Consider the following 17,415-nt stretch of genomic DNA (forward strand, 5'->3'; position numbering starts at 1 on the left):
TTCTCAGCCCTCCTTTCCGTTGAGGAAATAGACGGTGTCCAGCTCCAGCTTTTGGGCGGCGGCGGCCACCTGCTCCCGGGTGACGGCTTTCAAGCCCTCCACCAGCTCCTCAATGCCGGTGTCCAGGCCGGCCGCCGTCTGGCCCAGCCAGAACTCCTCCAGGCGGCTCTGGTCGTCCAGGGTGGACCGGTGCCCTCCGATGAGGGTGCGCCGGGCGCCCTCCAGCTCCCAGTCCTCGATCTCCCCCCGGCGGACGGCCTCCAGCTGGGCCAGGATCTCGTCCCTGGCCTGCTGGTACTGGCCAAACTCGATGCCGGAGGACACCAGCAGCAGCCCCTTCATCTTCTCCAGGTTGGAGCTGGCGTAGTAGCACAGGGAGCGCTTCTCCCGCACGTTCAAAAACAGCTTGGACAGAGGGGTGGCCCCGAACACGGCGTTGCACATCACCAGGGCGGGGTAGTCCTCCTCCCAGCAGGTGATCCCGCCGGTGCGGAAGCCCAGGGCCAGCTTGCCCTGGGTCACGTCCATCCGCTCCTCCTCCAGACGGGGCTCCGCCCCGGCGTGGAGGCGCACCTCACAGTCCGCCTCCAGCCGCTCTTCTGACCGGGGCAGGCCGGACAGGGCGGCGGACAGGGCTTCAGCCACCCGGTCCGGGGCGGCGGAGCCGCAGTAGTAGAGCTCGATCTCCGCCGTGGACAGCAGCTCCTGATAGCGCTTCCACAGCTTCCGCGGGGTGAGGGCGGCGGCGCGCCCCTCGTCCCCCAGCTTGTCCACCCCGAAGGCCTCCCCCTCACACATGAGCTGGGTGAGGCGGGACAGGGCGTAGTACCGCTTGTCGTTTACCTGGGCCCGGATGCGGTCCACCAGGTTAGACCGCTCCCCCGCCACATAGTCGGGATAAAACATCCCCTTCTCGGTGCGGGGCCGCAGGAGCAGCTCCCCCAGCAGAGCGGCAGCCCCCTCCAGGACCGGCTCCCCCTCCAGGGCGTAGGCGTCGTCCAGGAAGCTGGCCGCAAACCCCACGCACTGAGTCTCCCCCTTCTTGCGGACGATGGGCTCGACGGCCCCGCCGTACAGTTCGTCCAGGGCGGCGGACAGGGACTCCAGGTCCGGGTGGTCCGCCGTCCCCCGGCGGAGCACCGAGGGGATCAGGGCGTTGGCCGAGGCGGTCTCCGCCGACAGAGGGGCCATCAGGGTGAGGGACAGGTATGAACTTTTAAACTTATGGGTGTGGACCGTCCGAAGCCACACCCCGGGAAACAGCTCCCGTCGCAATACTTCCATGGGGTTTCCTTTCCTTGGGAAATGCTCCCAAAATACAAATGCGGATCATATTATACCATGCCAGATCAATTTAATCAATTTTTCCCTTCCATCCCAGTGTCCCCGCCCTATGGTGGAATATACCAAAGCAGTCCCGGCTCTTTGGGCGCAATTTCGGATTGACAAACGAGGGAGAATGTGGTATAGTTCCGTTTGTAAAGTTTCTAGGCTTTACATGAAACTGAGAGGAGGCCGAAGAACATGAAAAGCCAGGCATACCGGATGGCCCTTCTGTATGATTTTTACGGGGACGTCCTCACCCCCCGGCAGAAGGAGTTCTACGACCTCTACTATAATGAGGACCTGTCTCTGGCCGAGATCGCCGAGAACAACGGCATCACCCGCCAGGGGGTCCGGGACGTGATCGTCCGGGCGGAGGCCATCCTCACCGACCTGGAGGACAAGACCGGCCTCATCAAGCGTTTCCACGCCATGCAGAAGCAGCTTCAGGAGGTGGAGGGCGCCGCCCAGGCCATCCTGGCTCGCAGCGCCCGCTACGACGACCCGGAGCTGGAGGCCCAGGCCCGCAAGATCCTGGACCTGGCCCAGCAGATGGAGAAGGAGTGACCCATGGCATTTGAAGGACTGACCGAAAAGCTCTCCGCCGCCTTTAAAAAGCTGCGCGGCAAGGGGCGGCTGTCCGAGGCCGATGTGAAGGAGGCCATGCGGGAGATCCGCCTGGCCCTGCTGGAGGCCGACGTAAGCTATAAGGTGGTCAAGCAGTTCATTGCCCAGGTCACCGAGAAAGCGGTGGGCGCCGACGTGCTGGAGGCCCTCTCCCCCGCCCAGCAGATCGTTAAGATCGTCAACCAGGAGCTCACCGACCTGATGGGCGGCGAGAGCACCAAGCTGACCATCGCCTCCAAGCCCCCCACCGTGGTGATGATGGTGGGCCTTCAGGGCGCGGGCAAGACCACCAACTGCGCCAAGCTGGCGGGTCTCATGAAGCGCAAGGAGGGCAAGCGCCCCCTGCTGTGTGCCTGCGACATCTACCGCCCCGCCGCCATCCAGCAGCTGGAGGTGGTGGGCCAGCAGCTGGACATCCCCGTGTTTCAGATGGGACAGACCGACCCGGTGGACATCGCCAAGGCGGCCATCGCCCACGCCAAGGAGCACGGCAACGACCTGGTGTTCCTGGACACCGCCGGACGGCTCCACGTGGACGAGGAGCTGATGGATGAGCTCAGACGCATCAAGGCGGCGGTGGAGCCCACCGAGATCCTGCTGGTGGTGGACGCCATGATCGGTCAGGACGCGGTGAACGCGGCCAAGGCCTTTGACGACGCCCTGGACATCGACGGCGTGGTGCTCACCAAGCTGGACGGCGACGCCCGAGGGGGCGCGGCCCTGTCCATCCGCGCAGTCACCGGCAAGCCCATCAAATTTGTGGGCATGGGCGAAAAGCTGGATCAGATCGAGGTGTTCCACCCCGACCGCATGGCCAGCCGCATCCTGGGCATGGGCGACGTGCTCTCCCTCATTGAGAAGGCGGAGCAGAACTTCGACCAGAAGAAGGCCCTGGAGCTCCAGGAGAAGCTGCGGAAAAACAAGTTTACCCTCACCGATTTCTATGAGCAGATGGCTCAGCTTCAAAATATGGGCTCCCTCACCGAGCTGGCCGGGATGCTCCCCGGCGTGAAGGCCTCGGATCTGGAGGGGGCGGATCTGAACAACGGGATGTTCAAGCAGATGTCTGCCATCATCCAGTCCATGACCCCCTACGAGCGGGAGAACCCTGGGGTGCTCAATTCCAGCCGGAAAAAGCGCATCGCCGCCGGCTCCGGCACCCAGGTGGTGGACGTGAACCGCCTTCTGAAGCAGTTCGAGCTGCTCCAGTCCTTAACCCGCCAGTTCTCCGGCGGCAAGCTGCCCCGGGGCCTGCGCAAGCGCATGGGCAAGAAGGGCGGCATGATGCCCGGAATGGGCGGCGGCATGCCGGGAGGGTTTCCCTTTTAACTGACGCTGGAAGCGCGTGGCACACGCGTTCCATATACAAAAGAATTCATTTGGAGGTGAATATAAATGGTCAAAATCAGACTGCGCCGCATGGGCGCCAAGAAGGCTCCCTTCTACCGCATCGTCGTGGCCGACTCCCGCTATCCCCGGGATGGCCGTTTCATCGAGGAGATCGGCACTTACAACCCCGTCGTCAACCCCGCTGAGCTGAAGGTGGACGTGGACCGCGCCCAGGCTTGGATCAAGACCGGCGCTCAGCCCACGGAGACCGTCCGTGATCTGCTGAAAAAGGCCGGCGCAATCTAAGGCTGGAGGTCTGCACAATGAAAGAGCTTCTGACCTATGTGGCCCGGAATCTGGTGGATCACCCGGAGCAGGTCTCTGTCAATGAGATCCAGTCCGACGGCGAGACCATTCTGGAGCTGCGCGTCGCCCCGGAGGACACCGGCAAGGTGATCGGCCGCCAGGGCCGCATCGCCAAAGAGATCCGCACCCTGATCCGCTCCGTGGCCCAGCGGTCCGGCAAGCGCGTCTCGGTGGAGATTGTCGACTGATCCCCCCACAAGGAGTCTCCTGCCCGCGCCGGACGCGCCGCAGGAGATTTTTTGTTCACTGAACCCCTTACTAAGGAGATTTTCAACCATGAAGCAGCAGTATCTGGAAGTGGGAAAGATCACCAACGTCCACGGCCTCATGGGCGAGGTGCGGGTCCAGCCCTGGGCGGACTCCCCCGACTTTCTATGCCGGTTCAAGACTCTCTATGTGGATGAGACCCACTGGCCCATCCAGGTGGAGCGGGCCCGGGTCCATAAAAACATGGTGATTCTGAAGCTGAAGGACATCACCGACGTAAACGGCGCACTGGCCCTGCGCAACGCCATCCTGTACATCGACCGGAAAGACGCCGATCTGCCCGAGGGCAGCTTCTTCCTGGCCGACCTGATGGGCATGGAGGTGCGGAACGCCAAGGACGGGGCGGTGCTGGGAAAGATCGCCGATGTGCTCACTCTCCCCGCCAACAATGTGTATGTGGTCCGGGGGGGCGAACGGGAGTGGATGATCCCCGCCGTGCCGGAGTTTGTCGCCGAGGTCAATATCGACGAGGACTATATGCGGGTCAACCTGATGGAGGGACTCTGACCGCCTGATTTCTCTGGGCGCGGGGGGCGGGCTTCGCCTCTGCGCCCGGTTTCTATTTCCCAACGAGACGGAGGTGCGCTATGTTTCATACCTTCCAGCGCTTTTCCCTGGAAAAGCAGCTCTTTGCCAGCTTTGTGGGCTTTGCCGCCGTCCTGCTCCTCCTGACCATGGGGGTGAGCCTGATCCTGGACATCAACCGGCAGATGCAGTCCACTGACAGCCTGATCCGCTCCTCCGCCTCCTACATCGCCTCTCTGGACTCGGTCAAAAACATGCTGAAGCAGGGGTACCCAGACCCGGAAGTCACCAAGGAGCTGGACTCCTTCAACGAGAGCCTGGAGGACCTGCACGTCATTGTCATCTGTGACGCCAACAGCCTGCGCTTTTATCACACCAACCGTCAGGACGTGGGAGATTCCTTTGTGAATGGGGATCAGGAGGCCATTCTCCAGGGCAGCGAGCCATACATCACCACCGGCTACGGCACCTATGGCACCCAGCGGCGCGCCTTCCACGCCGTGGAGGATGCCGACGGGACGATCCTGGGGTTTGTGATGACCTCCACCTTTACGGCGGAAATTTCCGCCCACATCCACCGCCTGGTGCTCTACTGCCTGGTGCTGTTCGGCGCCGCCCTGGCGGTGGCCCTGGGCCTCTCCCGGGGGCTGGTGGCCCTGCTGCGCCGCTCTCTGCTGGGCTATCACCCCACCGAGCTGCTGGAGCTCTACCTGCAGCAGGGGGAGGTGCTCAACGCAGTGGAGGACGGCCTGGTGGCCACCGACCCCAAAGGCAAGGTGGTCTTTGCCAATCAGACCGCCTGCCGGCTGCTCCAGAAGAGTGAAAAGGCCCTGAAGGGCCGGAAACTGAACCAGGTCTTTCCGGAGAGCTCCTGTGTCCAGGCGGCCCGTACCGGGGAGGCGGTCCACAACCGCTCCTGCGTCATCAGCGGCCACCCGGTGCTCTCCAGTGAAATTCCCATCCCGGGAAAATCCGGCTCCAGCGGAGTGCTGAACGTCTTTCACGACAAGACCGAGCTTCAGAAGCTGTCCGACGAGCTCTCCGGTGCCCACTACATGCTGGACACCCTGCGCTTCTTCAACCATGAGTTTATGAACAAGCTCCACGTGATCCTGGGCTATCTCCAGACTGGGGAGACAGAGAAAGCGGCCTCCTTTATTATCAACAGCAGCCTGGTGTCCAGCCAGGCCATCCGGGAGACCGCCGACTGCATCCGGGTCTCCCGCATCTGCGCCCTGGTCATCGGCAAGATGATGCACGCCGCCGAGCTGGGCATCCGCCTGGCGGTGGCCCCGGACAGCTACTGCCGCCAGGAGGACCTGCTGCTGCCTGAGGAGGACTATGTGACCATCGTGGGCAATCTGCTGGAAAACGCGGTGGAGGAGCTCTCCCGGGGCGAACATGACCTCAAGGAGATCCGGCTGGCCCTCTACTGCCGCCCGGACTGCAATGTGATCGTCTGTGAGGACACCGGCGGCGGCGTGGACCCGGAGATCCAGCCCCATATCTTTGAAAAGGGTGTCTCCTCCAAGGGGGAGGGGCGCGGATTGGGGCTGTGCCTCATCCACCAGCTGGTGGAGCAGCACCACGGAACCATTGACGTAATGACCGAGGCCGGGGCGGGCACCTGCTTTACCCTGACCTTTACCGACTCTGTACCTGAGGAGGCGTAACTATGGCATATCAAGTGATCATCATTGAGGACGACCCCATGGTGGCCGCCATCGACCGGCAGTATGTGGAGACGGACTCCCGCTTTCAGGTGGCCCACGTTCTCAAGAGCGGCGGAGAGGCTCTGGGCGTGCTGGAGCACTGCCGCCCGGATCTGATCATTCTGGACTACTACACCCCCTCCATGGACGGGATGGAGTTTGTAGACCGCCTCCACGCCATGGGACAGTACCCCGCCATCATCATGGTCACCTCCGCCAACGACCGGGAGATCGTCCAGGGCCTCTTGTCCCGGGGGGTGCTGGACTATTTGGTCAAGCCCTTCGCCTTCGCCCGGTTCCGGCAGGCCATGGACAAATTCCTTCAGACACAGAATCTGTTCTCCTGCCCCCAGGAGAGCAGCCTGCTGGACCAGCAGGCCATCGACCGTCTGATCCGCCGTCAGGAGCACCCGGAGCCGGGCGGGAACCAGATGAGCAAGGGGCTCAACGCCGCCACCCTGGAGCGGGTGCGCAGCTTTCTCTCCGCCAGCCGCGGACAGGCGCTCACCAGCGAGGAGATCGCCGAACAGGTCCACCTGTCCCGCATCACCATCCGGCGGTACGTGAACTATATGGTGGAGACAGGGGAGCTGGCCAGCTCCATCGACTACCAGACTGGCGGCCGGCCCTCCATCCGTTACAGCTACACCGGGCAGACCTCTGAGCCGTAATTTTCTATATTCAAAACCGACAAAAGTCTCTTGCAAATTTTGTGCAAATCTTTCAATTCCAGTGACCACCCTCCCCTCGACTGTGCAGATATGCCGGTCCGGGGGAGATTTTTTTCTTTTCTTTGGATGTATCATCCAAAGCCATTCTGGTTACTTTACGTACAAAAGTCATTCCATAGGTACAAAAATTGACTTTGTCTCCGGGCAAGATTACACTTTTCTCCAGAGATACGGACCGGACGGCATGGGGCGCGGACCGTTGGGAGGCAGTCCGCCGGACTGGTTTTCCCCGCCGCTCCGGACGGTATCAAACCAATTTTGAATCGCCGGATGAGAGATGTAAAACTATTCCGGCGGAAAGGAAGTGTGTGTGTATGTTGGAGATCTCCTTTGACGTCATGCAAAGCGCCGCCATCGCAGCTCTGGTTGCCCTGGTGGGACGGGCCATCGTCAAGCGGGTCAAGTTCTTCCAGACTTACTGCGTGCCCGGAGTCGTGGTCGCCGGCTTGGTGGTCAGCATTGTGCTGGGCATCCTTCGAGCCAGTAATGTCCTGCAGGTGGACTTCGACGTCGCGGTGCTGAAAGAGTGGTTCATGGACATCTTCTTCACCGGAGTCGGTCTGACCGCCTCCTGGAAGCTCATTAAGTCGGGCGGCAAGGTGTGTATCGGCATTGCCGTCGCCACCATTGGTTTGATCCTGTGGCAGGATGTCCTGGGCGTGGTCTTGTCCATGGCCCTGGGTATGCATCCCCTCCAGGGCCTGGGCCTGGGCTCCCTGTCCCTGATGGGCGGCGTGGGCACCTCCGGCGCCATCGCCCCCACCTATGAGGCCCTGGGCGCCGAGAACGCCACGGTTCTGGCCATTATGTGCGCCACCTTCGGCATGGTGTTCGCCAGCCTGACCGGCGGCCCTGTGGCCCGCGCTCTGATCAAGCGCCATCACCTGCACGGTGAGGACCGCAGCGAGAAGAACAAGGAAGAGATCTTCCCCCTGAACAACAAGAACCTGCTGAGCAGCGTGTGCCTGATCATCGTGGCGGCCGGCCTGGGCTCCTATATTGCGATTCTGGCCGGAATGATCCCCATGATCGAGTTCCCCTACTTCATCGGCTGTATGATCGGCGGCATCATCCTCCGGAACATTCTGGACGTCGTTCACGTGGAGGTCCGCCCTGAGGAGCTGGACGCCTTCGGCGACATCTGCCTGGAGATCTTCCTGGGCATGACCATGATGACCATTGACGTCACCAAGATTCTGGACGCCATCGGTCCCTTCGTAATCATCTTTGCCGCTCAGGTCATCACCACCTGTATCTACTGCTACATCGTCACCTTCCGCTGCTGCGGCCGCAACTACGATGCCGCCGTCATTGTGGCCGGCCACATCGGCATGGGCCTGGGCAACGGCCCCAATACCATGGCCAACGAGAAGGCCGTTATGGCAGAGCACGGCTTCTCCCACATCGGCTGGGTAGTGTATCCTCCCTTTGGCCTGCTGGTGCTGGACATTTTCAATCCCATCTTCTGCTCGGTGATTGCAGAGCCTCTCACCAAATTCCTGGGGTATATGCCCTCATAATCCGAGACCATTTCTATCTTCTCTCCCGCATACCTCCGCTCCTCCAGGGGCGGGGGTATTTTATTGCTCTTCGTCTGGACACGCCGGGAACAGCAGATGGAGAGGATCTCCCCTACATCGGAAAACCCTCTCCATCTCTATCAGAACATACTCAAATACATCCGCCGGAGCAGGCGCTCCATCCTCAGGGCCGGACAATGTACCCCTCTTTTCTGGCCTTGGGCGCCGGGATTTCACCGTCGGCGTAGCCCAGAATGCAGTTGCCCACCCCCTGGAGGTCCTCCGGCAGCCCCCACTTGCGCAGCAGCGCCTTGCCCTCAGGCCGCTCAAAGAGCTCTCGGGCCCGGTTGATCCAGCAGGAGGCCACCCCCAGGGACCAGGCGGCGTTCATCAGGTTGCCCATCACCAGAGAGCCGTCCGGAACGGCGTTGGCCCCCTCGGCCAGCACCACCACCACGGTGGGCGCTCCATAAAAGGGGTCTGTCCCCGGCGCGCCCTGGATCTCTGCATTGAGCCTGGACATCTCCTGGATGGTCTCCCGGTCCTGCACCACCACCATGACGGCGGACTGCTTCCCCATGGCGGAGGGGGCCCAGGTGCCGGCGTCCAGAATCGCCTCCAGCTCCTCCGGCTTGATCTGTTCCGGGCGGTAGCGCCGAACGCTCCGGCGCTCTCTCAAGGTCTTCAACGTCTCATTCATAGCAAAGCCATCCTTTCCCGTTTGTTGGAGATGGCTCTATTATAAGGCGAATCGCCGGGCTGTGCAAGCATCAGTAGGATCTCCCCGCCTGTCCCAACACCGGAGTTCAGTTTTCTGTCTTCACGAGGAGAGAATTTGCAATTTAGGGCTACCCTCCTGGGGCAAAATATGGTACACTCAAGTATAAAACCTATCGGGAAGAGATTTTGGAGGAACACAGCTATGAAATGCCCCTACTGCGGATATTTAGAGAGCAAAGTGGTGGATTCCCGCCCCGCCGACGAGGGGGCCAGCATCCGCCGCCGCCGGGAGTGCCTGTCCTGCCACAAGCGGTTCACCACCTATGAGATGATGGAGAGCCTGCCCCTGGTGGTGGTAAAGAAGGACGGCAGCCGCCAGAGCTTTGACCGCAACAAGGTGATGAGCGGCCTGATCCGGGCCTGTGAGAAGCGGCCGGTGTCCATCAACACCCTGGAGGAGATTGTCACCGAGATCGAGCAGGTGCTCCAGAACGAGATGGAGCGGGAGGTGAGCTCCGCCGAGATTGGGGAACTGGTGATGGAGCGGCTGAAAAAGGTGGACGAGGTGGCCTATGTGCGCTTCGCCTCGGTGTACCGCCAGTTCAAGGACATCAACACCTTTATGCGGGAGCTGAACAAGCTGCTGGCGGACAAGTAAAAAGAAGACGGCCTGAAAATCCAGGCCGTTTTTCATGACATAAAAACGGGACCCGGAGGAATTTCTCCGGGTCCCGTCTCTTTCGGATCAAATTCGAAGGGGAAGAACTTACTTCAGCTCCACCTTGGCGCCGGCCTCTTCCAGCTTCTTCTTCATCTCCTCGGCCTCGTCCTTGGACACGCCCTCCTTCAGAGCCTTGGGGGCGCCCTCGACGGTAGCCTTGGCCTCGGCCAGGCCCTGGCCGGTGATCTCACGGACGGCCTTGATGACCTTGATCTTGGCGGCGGCGTCGAAGCTGGCCAGGATCACGTCGAACTCGGTCTTCTCCTCAGCGGGAGCAGCAGCAGCGCCGCCAGCGGCGGGAGCGGCCATAGCGGCGGCGGACACGCCGAACTCCTCCTCCAGAGCGTGAACCAGCTCGGACAGCTCCAGAACGGTCAGGCCCTTTACTTCCTCGATGAGAGCGGTAATCTTCTCGCTAGCCATGGTAAAATACCTCCTAAAATGATAAATTCAAATATTAAAGTATGTGCCGGATCAATTACTCGGCGGGAGCGGCCTCGGGCTCGGCAGCGGCCTCTACGAAGCCGCCCTTCTCCTCGGCGATAGCCTTGAGCACGATGGCCAGGCTGGTGATGGGGGCCAGCATGGTACCCAGAACCTGGGCCTGCAGGACCTCCTTGGCAGGCAGCTCGGCGATGGCCATGATCTCCTCCAGGGGGAGGATCTTGCCGTCCATAAAGCCGGCCTTGATGGTAAACTTAGCGCCGTTGAACTGCTTGGCAAACTTGTTGATGACGCGCATGGGCGCGATGGGATCATTGTGGCTCAGAGCCAGAGAAGTGGTGCCGTTCAGGCACTCGCTCAGCTCACTCAGACCGGCGCCCTCCACGGCGAACCGGGTCAGGGTGTTCTTCACAACGGCGTACTCAACCTCGTTCTTACGCAGCTCGTTGCGGAGAGCGGTATCTTCCGCCACAGTGATGCCCTTATAGTCGACCAGGACGCCGGAGGCGGCGTTCTGCAGCTTCTCGGTCAGCTCGGCCACAACGGCCTTCTTCGCTTCCAGAACTTTTGCGTTGGGCATTTGGGTTTCACCTCCAGAGAATAATAAAACGCTGTTCTGCGCGCAAAGACACAAAACAGCGTAAACAAACCATATCTGTTTCCACCGCATCCTCGGCAGGACTTCCGCTTTCGCCGCCTGCTGTCTTTGAACGCAAAGAGCATTATAAAGGAGCGCTCGACAAAAGTCAAGCACATTTTTGGCGGCTTTTCACCGCCGGGCAGGGGAGGAAAAGACCACCCGTCTTGAAGCGGTCTTTTCACCCAGGCTTACTGCTGCTGGGTCTCCGCCTGCTGCTGGCCGAAGGAACGGCCGTTGTAGGTCAGGCAATTTTTGCACATCCGGTGAGGCAGCCGGTAGGCACCGCACTTGGGGCAGGTCACGATACCGGGAGTCTCCAGCTTCCAGTGGGAGCTGCGCCGCTTATCGCGCCGGGCCTTGGATACTTTTCTCTTAGGAACCGCCATGGGTGACACCTCCTTTAGTCTGTGTGCCGTGAGAGCACGCTCTTTGTAGTGGAATACTCAGCTTTCGTCATCCAAGAGCTGCGCAAGCGCCGCCCATCGTGGATCTACGTCAGGTCTGCACCCGCACGGGCCGAGGTTGAGATCGGCGCCGCACTTGGCGCACAGCCCTTTGCAGTCTTCTGAGCAAAGGTTCTTTGTATCCATGGCGAGGACGAAGGCCGTAGTGACCACCTCGTCCAGATCCAGCTCGTTTCCGTCAAGCAGAATGATATCGTCCTCGCTGTCCTCATTCTCCAGCTTGTCAGCCAGCAGACTGTCCAGCGGGACGACCTTCTCCCGGGAAAATTCCTTCCCACAGCGGTCACAGACCAGATCCAGCTCCGAGCGGGCCGTGCCGCTCAGCACTAAGGCGCCCGCGTGGTTGGTCACGCTGCCCTCGACTGAGACGGGCCGGGTAATCGGCTTTCTCCCCCAAAAGTCCAGATCGGACAGGTCCATCTGGTACTGGAAGGTCTTCTCCGCGTCCGGTACGTGGATGATGTTCCGCAGATCCAGCCGCATGTGAGACCCCTCCTTCGGGGATACAGCCCCCTTACTCGCGTAATGGTACGGAGGATATTATACCCATGCCGAGGGGAATTGTCAAACATTTTTTTGTGTTGACAAAAGGAATTTTTTATGCTGGAATGGCAGTAGATACGACATGATCCACAAAAGGATGGGAACGATGAAGGAATTTACCATTGGCAAGAACGACGCCGGGCAGCGGCTGGACCGCTGGCTGGCCAAAACCCTCCCCCTCCTCCCGGCCCCCCTGGCCCAGAAATACATCCGCCTCAAGCGGGTGAAGGTAAACGGCAAGGGGTCCAAGCGGGACGTGCGCCTGGCGGTGGGGGACGTGCTGCAATTATACATCAACGACGAGTTTTTTGAAAAGCCCACCCCGGAGAACGCCTTTCTCTCCCTGTACCAGCCCAAGCTGAACATTTTATATGAGGACGAGCACATCCTGCTGGTGGACAAACGCCCCGGCATGGTGGTCCACCCCGACGAGAGCGAGCGGGTGAACACCCTGCTCACCCACATCCAGGCCTACCTGTACCAGAAAAAGGAGTGGTCCCCCTATTGGGAGAACTCCTTCGCCCCCGCTCTGTGCAATCGCATCGACCGGAACACCGGTGGCATCGTCATTGCGGCCAAGACCGCCGAGGGGCTGCGGATCATGAATCAGAAGATCAAGGACCGGGAGCTGGAAAAATACTACCTGTGCGTAGTCCACGGGACCATGTCCCCCCGGGAGGGAAAGCTGGAGAGCTTTCTTCTGAAAGACGAGGGGAAGAAGCTGGTGTCTGTCCACAAAAAGCCGGTGCCCGGTGGAAAGACGGCGGTCACCTTATATAGGACCCTGGCGGTGGGGAAGGGGCTCTCCCTGGTGGAGTGTGAGCTGATCACCGGCCGCACCCACCAGATCCGGGCCCAGTTCGCCGCTGCCGGCCACCCTCTCCTGGGGGACGGCAAGTACGGCCGCCAGCAGCAGGACAAGCCCTACGGCCGCCACGGCCAGGCCCTGTACTCCTATAAACTGGCGTTCCGCTTCACCACCGACGCCGGACCCCTGAACTGCCTTAACGGCCGCACTTGGCAGGTGGACACGGTGGACTTTGTGACGGAGTATTTTCCGGAATTTTCTCAGGCGGCGGGGACGCGGAAAACCTAGTGTCCCGCCCCGCGTCCCCCTATTTTGGAAAATCCGGTCTTTCCCTTGGCACGCTTGACTTGAGCTCACATTTTTCTGTGCAAAATTTCACCAACATTTTCGACAAAATCCATTGACAATTCCGCGGTAAACAGATATAGTGTATCTCGCTATCCGTGAAGCCCCGCTCCGGCGCATTTTTGTCCGTCTCAGAAGGACAGCCGAACGGGGACAAAAACAAGGGAGCTGACATTTGATTCGTAATTGAGGAAATGGGGGAGGATACATGTCTAAAGAATTGATCCGCCTGGCCAACTGCACTATGGCGTTTGACGGCGAGGTCGTGCTGGACAACATCAACCTATATATCAACGACAAGGAATTCCTCACGCTGCTGGGTCCCAGTGGGTGCGGCAAAACCACCACGCTTCGTATTATAGGCGGTTTTCAAGAGCCCACCTCCGGGGATGTTTTTTTTGACGGCGTGAGGATTAACTCTATTCCGCCCCACAAACGGGCGGTAAATACTGTGTTTCAGCGGTACGCCCTGTTCCCCCACCTCAACGTGTTTGAGAATATTGCCTTCGGTCTGCGCATCCCCAAGGTGGACCCGGAGACCAAACAGAAGGTCAAGCTGTCCGAGCAGGAGATCCACGACCGGGTCATGGAGATGCTCCAGGTGGTCAACCTGAAGGGCTTTGAAAAGCGCCGGATCACCCAGCTCTCCGGCGGACAGCAGCAGCGGGTGGCCATCGCCCGGGCCCTGGTGAACCGGCCTAAGGTCCTGCTGCTGGACGAGCCCCTGGGCGCTCTGGACCTGAAGCTGCGCAAGGACATGCAGAATGAATTGAAGCGCATCCAGCAGTCCCTGGGCATCACCTTTATCTACGTCACCCACGACCAGGAGGAGGCCCTGGCCATGTCCGACACGGTGGTGGTGATGGACGCGGGCAGAATACAGCAGATCGGCACCCCGGAGGACATCTACAACGAGCCGAAAAACGCCTTTGTGGCCGACTTCATCGGCGAGTCCAACATTCTGGACGGCATCATGCGTGCCGACGGGGTGGTGGAGATCTTCAACCGGAAGTTCCAGTGCTTGGACAAGGGTTTCCTCCCGGACGAGCCGGTGGACGTGGTCATCCGGCCCGAGGATGTGGACATCGTCCCCGAGGATCAGGGCCAGCTGAAGGGCACCGTCACCTCTGTGACCTTCAAGGGGGTCCACTACGACACCATCGTGGACTTCTACGGCTTCAAGTGGCTGATCCAGACCACCGACTTCTGCCCGGTGGACAGCCGCATCGGCATCAAGATCGACCCCGACGGCATCCACGTGATGAAAAAGAGCCAGTACTCCGGCATGTTCGGCGATTATTCCTCCTACTCCGAGGAGTATGATGAGATCGGCGACGCCACCCTCGAGCCCGAGGAGGAAGAGGAGGAGCGGGATGAAGAATAAGCTCTCCTGGCTGGCGGGCCCCTATGTGCTTTGGATGGCTCTGGTGGTCATCGTCCCGATTCTGCTGGTGGTGGTCTACGCCTTCACCACCTCCGGGGAAACCGCCGCGGACATCGGCGGCTTTACCCTGGACAATTTCTCCCGGATGGGCACCTACACGGTGATCTTCGCCCGCTCCTTCCAGCTGGCCCTGGTGGCCACCTTGGTGTGCCTGCTCATCGGTTACCCCCTGGCCTATGTGATGGCCAAGGAGGGCCCCGGCTTTCAGCGGGTGGCCATGGTCATCATCATGCTGCCCATGTGGGTCAATTTCCTGCTGCGCACCTACGCCTGGATGGCTATTCTGGAAAACAACGGAATCCTGAACAACTTCTTTGAGGCCATCGGCCTGTTCAGTCTGATCAACAGCATCTTCGGCACCGACATCTCCTTCTTCCCCATGATCCGCACCCAGGGGGCGGTGGTGCTGGGCATGGTGTATAACTACCTGCCCTTTATGGTGCTGCCCATCTACTCGGTCATCATCAAGCTGGACCACTCCCTGGTGGAGGCCGCCCGGGATCTGGGCGCCAGCTCGGCGGGGGTGTTCCGCCGGGTAACCCTTCCCCTGTCCCTGCCGGGGGTGCTGTCCGGGGTGACCATGGTGTTCGTCCCCTCTGTGTCTACCTTCGCCATCTCCCGGATGATGGGCGGCAACAACCAGATGCTGCTGGGCAACCTCATCGAGCAGCAGTTCCTGGGCGGAGCCTATAACCCCCACCTGGGCAGCGCCATCGCCCTGGTGATGATGATTATTGTGGTGGCCTGCATGTGGATCATGAATCGCTTCGGTGAGGGCGAGGAACAGGCGGTGATCCTATGAGACAGCATCGCATTGGAAACCGGCTTTTTATGGCCCTGGTCTTTTTGTTCCTGTACGCCCCTATTCTTCTGCTGGTGGTGTTTTCCTTCAACGCCGGCGGGAGCAACGTGGTGTGGGAGGGCTTCTCCCTGCGCTGGTATCAGGAGCTCTTTCAGGACCGCCGGATGATGGAGGCGGTCTACACCACCCTGTTGGTGTCGGTTCTGGCCACCCTTATTTCCACTGTGGCCGGCACCTTCGCCTCGGTGGGCCTGTACGGCATGAAAAAGCGCTGGCGGGAGCCCATTTTGTCGGTGAACAACATCCCCATTATGAACGCGGACATCGTCACCGGCGTGGCCCTGTGCATCTTCTTTGTGGCGGTCATCGGCGGCTGGAACGACTTTGTCACCTTCCTGGAGGAGAATTTCCGCCGCACCCTCCCCCGGCTGGAGATGGGCTTCGGCACCCTGCTGCTGGCCCACCTGTCCTTCGACATCCCCTATGTCATTTTGAACGTGCTGCCCAAGCTGCGGCAGATGGACAGCAGCCTCATCGACGCGGCCCAGGATCTGGGCTGCACCTGGATGGGAGCCTTCTGGAAGGTGATCGTCCCGGAGATCAAACCGGGCATCGTCTCCGGCGCCCTCATCGCCTTCACCATGAGCATCGACGACTTCGTCATCTCCTACTTCACCGCCGGTTCGGCCTCCACCCTGTCCATTGAGATCTACGGCATGGTGCGCCGCCGGGTGAGTCCGGAGCTCAACGCGGTATCCACTCTGTTGTTCGTGGTGGTCCTGATCCTTCTTGTGATCATCAACGTGCGGGAGGCCCGTCAGGAAAAGGCCCTTCGCCGCAGTACAGCGCAGAAATAGCGCCCCCCATCCCCTTCCCCCCCTGTTCTCACGGCCCGCGGGCCTGGAGATACACCAAATCAAATCATATTGGAGGAATGATCAGTTGAAAAAAATCGTAGCTTTGACCCTCGCCACCAGTGTGGCGGCGGGCCTGTTCCTGTCCGGGTGTGCCATGAATGAGACTTCCAGCACTTCCGGCAGCACCGGCAGCAATACCAGCTCCGGCCAGCGGGAAGTAAATGTGTGCAGTTGGGGCGAGTATATCGACACCGATCTGATTACACAGTTTGAGGAAGAAACCGGTATCAAGGTAAACTACAATACCGCTCCCTCCAACGAGGAGCTCTACTCCCAGCTTCAGACCGGCGGCGTCAACTACGATGTCATCGTCCCCTCTGACTATATGATCGCCCGGCTGATCGAGGAAGACTGGCTCCAGAAGCTGGATTACAGCAAGATCCCCAACTACGAGAAGATCGGCGAGCAGTACAAAAACCTGTCCTTTGATCCCAACAACGAGTACTCCGTCCCCTACACCTGGGGCACCCTGGGCATCATCTACAACACCACCATGGTGGATGAGCCCATCACCAGCTGGGGGGCCATGTTCTCCGACGACTACGCCGGAAACATCCTGCTCATTGACAACTCCCGGGACGCCTTCGCCATGGCTCTGTACTACCTGGGCTATGATGTGAACACCACCGATGAGGCCCAGATCCGGGAGGCCTATGAGCTGGTGGCCGACGCCAAGGCCCGGGGCGTGTACGCCGGCCAGGGCATGGACGAGATCTTCCAGATCATGGAGGGCGGCAACCTGGCCATCGCCACCTACTACGCCGGCGACTTCCTGACCATGTACGAGGCCAACCCTGACCTGGCCTTCGTCATCCCCGAGGAGGGCTCCAACTGGTTTGTGGACTCCATGTGCATCCTGAAGGACGCCCAGAATGTGGACGAGGCCCACGAGTGGATCAACTTCATCGCCTCCACCGAGTCCAACCTGAAGAACATGGACTTCATCTGGTACGCCTCCCCCAACACCGAGGCCCTGGAGCAGTACCCCGCCTACTATGAGGAGACCTACGGCGAACCCCTGGACATGGATCTGTACGAGATCATGGCCGCCCCCGACTCCGTGCTGGAGAACTGCTCCATGTACGAGAACCTGCCGGCGGACACCCTGGCCCTGTACAACGACCTGTGGATCGAGCTGGGCACCTAACATAAAACTGCAAAGCCGCG

At 60.4% G+C, this 17,415-nt stretch carries 20 protein-coding genes; 14 read left to right on the forward strand and 6 right to left on the reverse strand.

The features are described from left to right. Window positions 1–3: 3 nt before the first annotated feature. A complete protein-coding gene (gene yfmF, locus H6B31_RS00935; RefSeq protein ID WP_204896792.1) occupies window positions 4–1,284 on the reverse strand; it encodes an EF-P 5-aminopentanol modification-associated protein YfmF in 1,281 nt (426 codons plus the stop codon). Between the two features lie 240 nt (window positions 1,285–1,524). Between yfmF and ylxM the strand changes: the two genes are divergently transcribed. The 8 genes from ylxM to H6B31_RS00975 all read left to right on the forward strand — a co-directional run bounded on the left by ylxM (window position 1,525) and on the right by H6B31_RS00975 (window position 8,400). Then, window positions 1,525–1,890: a YlxM family DNA-binding protein gene (gene ylxM, locus H6B31_RS00940; RefSeq protein ID WP_204896793.1), complete on the forward strand. Its 366-nt coding sequence runs from the start codon at window positions 1,525–1,527 to the stop codon at window positions 1,888–1,890. 3 nt (window positions 1,891–1,893) lie between these two features. Continuing rightward, on the forward strand, window positions 1,894–3,279 hold the full coding sequence (ffh, locus tag H6B31_RS00945) for a signal recognition particle protein (RefSeq protein WP_204896794.1): 1,386 nt from the start codon (window positions 1,894–1,896) through the stop codon (window positions 3,277–3,279). Window positions 3,280–3,345: 66 nt separating this feature from the next. Then, the gene (gene rpsP / locus H6B31_RS00950) at window positions 3,346–3,585 is read left to right on the forward strand and encodes a 30S ribosomal protein S16 (RefSeq protein WP_087287972.1); all 240 of its coding nucleotides are present in this window, start codon (window positions 3,346–3,348) and stop codon (window positions 3,583–3,585) included. 17 nt (window positions 3,586–3,602) lie between these two features. Next, complete coding sequence (locus H6B31_RS00955) at window positions 3,603–3,833, forward strand: KH domain-containing protein (RefSeq protein WP_162612506.1); 231 nt, start codon at window positions 3,603–3,605, stop codon at window positions 3,831–3,833. Window positions 3,834–3,921: 88 nt separating this feature from the next. Further along, the gene (rimM, locus tag H6B31_RS00960; protein ID WP_204896795.1) at window positions 3,922–4,419 is read left to right on the forward strand and encodes a ribosome maturation factor RimM; all 498 of its coding nucleotides are present in this window, start codon (window positions 3,922–3,924) and stop codon (window positions 4,417–4,419) included. 80 nt (window positions 4,420–4,499) lie between these two features. After that, entirely contained in the window at window positions 4,500–6,110 is a 1,611-nt protein-coding gene (locus H6B31_RS00965; protein WP_204896796.1) for a sensor histidine kinase, read from the forward strand. Window positions 6,111–6,112: 2 nt separating this feature from the next. After that, on the forward strand, window positions 6,113–6,820 hold the full coding sequence (locus H6B31_RS00970; RefSeq protein ID WP_204896797.1) for a response regulator: 708 nt from the start codon (window positions 6,113–6,115) through the stop codon (window positions 6,818–6,820). A 374-nt stretch (window positions 6,821–7,194) separates the two neighbouring features. Then, entirely contained in the window at window positions 7,195–8,400 is a 1,206-nt protein-coding gene (locus tag H6B31_RS00975; RefSeq protein WP_204896798.1) for a sodium/glutamate symporter, read from the forward strand. A 184-nt stretch (window positions 8,401–8,584) separates the two neighbouring features. Here H6B31_RS00975 and H6B31_RS00980 read toward each other — a convergent pair whose 3' ends face one another. Next, a complete protein-coding gene (locus H6B31_RS00980; protein ID WP_204896799.1) occupies window positions 8,585–9,100 on the reverse strand; it encodes a nitroreductase family protein in 516 nt (171 codons plus the stop codon). 222 nt (window positions 9,101–9,322) lie between these two features. Here H6B31_RS00980 and nrdR point away from each other — a divergent pair, with 222 nt between their 5' ends. Continuing rightward, window positions 9,323–9,778, forward strand: a complete 456-nt coding sequence (gene nrdR, locus H6B31_RS00985; protein WP_087287948.1) for a transcriptional regulator NrdR — start codon at window positions 9,323–9,325, stop codon at window positions 9,776–9,778. A 108-nt stretch (window positions 9,779–9,886) separates the two neighbouring features. Here nrdR and rplL read toward each other — a convergent pair whose 3' ends face one another. The 4 genes from rplL to H6B31_RS01005 all read right to left on the reverse strand — a co-directional run bounded on the left by rplL (window position 9,887) and on the right by H6B31_RS01005 (window position 11,872). After that, entirely contained in the window at window positions 9,887–10,264 is a 378-nt protein-coding gene (gene rplL, locus H6B31_RS00990; RefSeq protein WP_087287946.1) for a 50S ribosomal protein L7/L12, read from the reverse strand. 55 nt (window positions 10,265–10,319) lie between these two features. Next, window positions 10,320–10,865, reverse strand: a complete 546-nt coding sequence (gene rplJ, locus H6B31_RS00995; RefSeq protein ID WP_204896800.1) for a 50S ribosomal protein L10 — start codon at window positions 10,863–10,865, stop codon at window positions 10,320–10,322. Window positions 10,866–11,113: 248 nt separating this feature from the next. Continuing rightward, a complete protein-coding gene (rpmF, locus tag H6B31_RS01000; protein WP_087287942.1) occupies window positions 11,114–11,311 on the reverse strand; it encodes a 50S ribosomal protein L32 in 198 nt (65 codons plus the stop codon). A gap of 57 nt (window positions 11,312–11,368) precedes the next feature. Continuing rightward, complete coding sequence (locus tag H6B31_RS01005; protein ID WP_087287937.1) at window positions 11,369–11,872, reverse strand: YceD family protein; 504 nt, start codon at window positions 11,870–11,872, stop codon at window positions 11,369–11,371. Window positions 11,873–12,038: 166 nt separating this feature from the next. On the opposite strand from H6B31_RS01005, the gene H6B31_RS01010 reads away from it, so the two are divergent. The 5 genes from H6B31_RS01010 (at window position 12,039) to H6B31_RS01030 (ending at window position 17,395) form a co-directional block, all read left to right on the forward strand. Continuing rightward, window positions 12,039–13,028 carry an RluA family pseudouridine synthase gene (locus H6B31_RS01010; protein WP_204896875.1) on the forward strand — a complete coding sequence of 330 codons (990 nt, stop codon included), beginning with the start codon at window positions 12,039–12,041 and terminating at the stop codon, window positions 13,026–13,028. Window positions 13,029–13,293: 265 nt separating this feature from the next. After that, window positions 13,294–14,469: an ABC transporter ATP-binding protein gene (locus H6B31_RS01015; RefSeq protein WP_204896801.1), complete on the forward strand. Its 1,176-nt coding sequence runs from the start codon at window positions 13,294–13,296 to the stop codon at window positions 14,467–14,469. Next, window positions 14,459–15,331, forward strand: coding sequence for an ABC transporter permease (locus H6B31_RS01020; RefSeq protein ID WP_204896802.1), 873 nt, complete (start codon window positions 14,459–14,461; stop codon window positions 15,329–15,331). Before H6B31_RS01015 ends, H6B31_RS01020 begins: the two co-directional genes overlap by 11 nt. Further along, window positions 15,328–16,188: an ABC transporter permease gene (locus H6B31_RS01025; protein ID WP_204896803.1), complete on the forward strand. Its 861-nt coding sequence runs from the start codon at window positions 15,328–15,330 to the stop codon at window positions 16,186–16,188. The genes H6B31_RS01020 and H6B31_RS01025 overlap by 4 nt, the downstream gene beginning before the upstream one ends. Before the next feature lie 85 nt (window positions 16,189–16,273). Beyond that, window positions 16,274–17,395: an ABC transporter substrate-binding protein gene (locus H6B31_RS01030; protein ID WP_204896804.1), complete on the forward strand. Its 1,122-nt coding sequence runs from the start codon at window positions 16,274–16,276 to the stop codon at window positions 17,393–17,395. Window positions 17,396–17,415 lie beyond the last annotated feature (20 nt).

This window comes from Pseudoflavonifractor capillosus (assembly GCF_016899775.1).
Classification (GTDB): domain Bacteria; phylum Bacillota; class Clostridia; order Oscillospirales; family Oscillospiraceae; genus Lawsonibacter.

Excerpts from the sequence above, each read along its gene's own strand:
- yfmF (WP_204896792.1), bottom strand. The coding sequence starts at position 1,284 with ATGGAAGTATTGCGACGGGAGCTGTTTCCCGGGGTGTGGCTTCGGACG.
- ylxM (WP_204896793.1), top strand. The coding sequence starts at position 1,525 with ATGAAAAGCCAGGCATACCGGATGGCCCTTCTGTATGATTTTTACGGG.
- ffh (WP_204896794.1), top strand. The coding sequence starts at position 1,894 with ATGGCATTTGAAGGACTGACCGAAAAGCTCTCCGCCGCCTTTAAAAAG.
- rpsP (WP_087287972.1), top strand. The coding sequence starts at position 3,346 with ATGGTCAAAATCAGACTGCGCCGCATGGGCGCCAAGAAGGCTCCCTTC.
- H6B31_RS00955 (WP_162612506.1), top strand. The coding sequence starts at position 3,603 with ATGAAAGAGCTTCTGACCTATGTGGCCCGGAATCTGGTGGATCACCCG.
- rimM (WP_204896795.1), top strand. The coding sequence starts at position 3,922 with ATGAAGCAGCAGTATCTGGAAGTGGGAAAGATCACCAACGTCCACGGC.
- H6B31_RS00965 (WP_204896796.1), top strand. The coding sequence starts at position 4,500 with ATGTTTCATACCTTCCAGCGCTTTTCCCTGGAAAAGCAGCTCTTTGCC.
- H6B31_RS00970 (WP_204896797.1), top strand. The coding sequence starts at position 6,113 with ATGGCATATCAAGTGATCATCATTGAGGACGACCCCATGGTGGCCGCC.
- H6B31_RS00975 (WP_204896798.1), top strand. The coding sequence starts at position 7,195 with ATGTTGGAGATCTCCTTTGACGTCATGCAAAGCGCCGCCATCGCAGCT.
- H6B31_RS00980 (WP_204896799.1), bottom strand. The coding sequence starts at position 9,100 with ATGAATGAGACGTTGAAGACCTTGAGAGAGCGCCGGAGCGTTCGGCGC.
- nrdR (WP_087287948.1), top strand. The coding sequence starts at position 9,323 with ATGAAATGCCCCTACTGCGGATATTTAGAGAGCAAAGTGGTGGATTCC.
- rplL (WP_087287946.1), bottom strand. The coding sequence starts at position 10,264 with ATGGCTAGCGAGAAGATTACCGCTCTCATCGAGGAAGTAAAGGGCCTG.
- rplJ (WP_204896800.1), bottom strand. The coding sequence starts at position 10,865 with ATGCCCAACGCAAAAGTTCTGGAAGCGAAGAAGGCCGTTGTGGCCGAG.
- rpmF (WP_087287942.1), bottom strand. The coding sequence starts at position 11,311 with ATGGCGGTTCCTAAGAGAAAAGTATCCAAGGCCCGGCGCGATAAGCGG.
- H6B31_RS01005 (WP_087287937.1), bottom strand. The coding sequence starts at position 11,872 with ATGCGGCTGGATCTGCGGAACATCATCCACGTACCGGACGCGGAGAAG.
- H6B31_RS01010 (WP_204896875.1), top strand. The coding sequence starts at position 12,039 with ATGAAGGAATTTACCATTGGCAAGAACGACGCCGGGCAGCGGCTGGAC.
- H6B31_RS01015 (WP_204896801.1), top strand. The coding sequence starts at position 13,294 with ATGTCTAAAGAATTGATCCGCCTGGCCAACTGCACTATGGCGTTTGAC.
- H6B31_RS01020 (WP_204896802.1), top strand. The coding sequence starts at position 14,459 with ATGAAGAATAAGCTCTCCTGGCTGGCGGGCCCCTATGTGCTTTGGATG.
- H6B31_RS01025 (WP_204896803.1), top strand. The coding sequence starts at position 15,328 with ATGAGACAGCATCGCATTGGAAACCGGCTTTTTATGGCCCTGGTCTTT.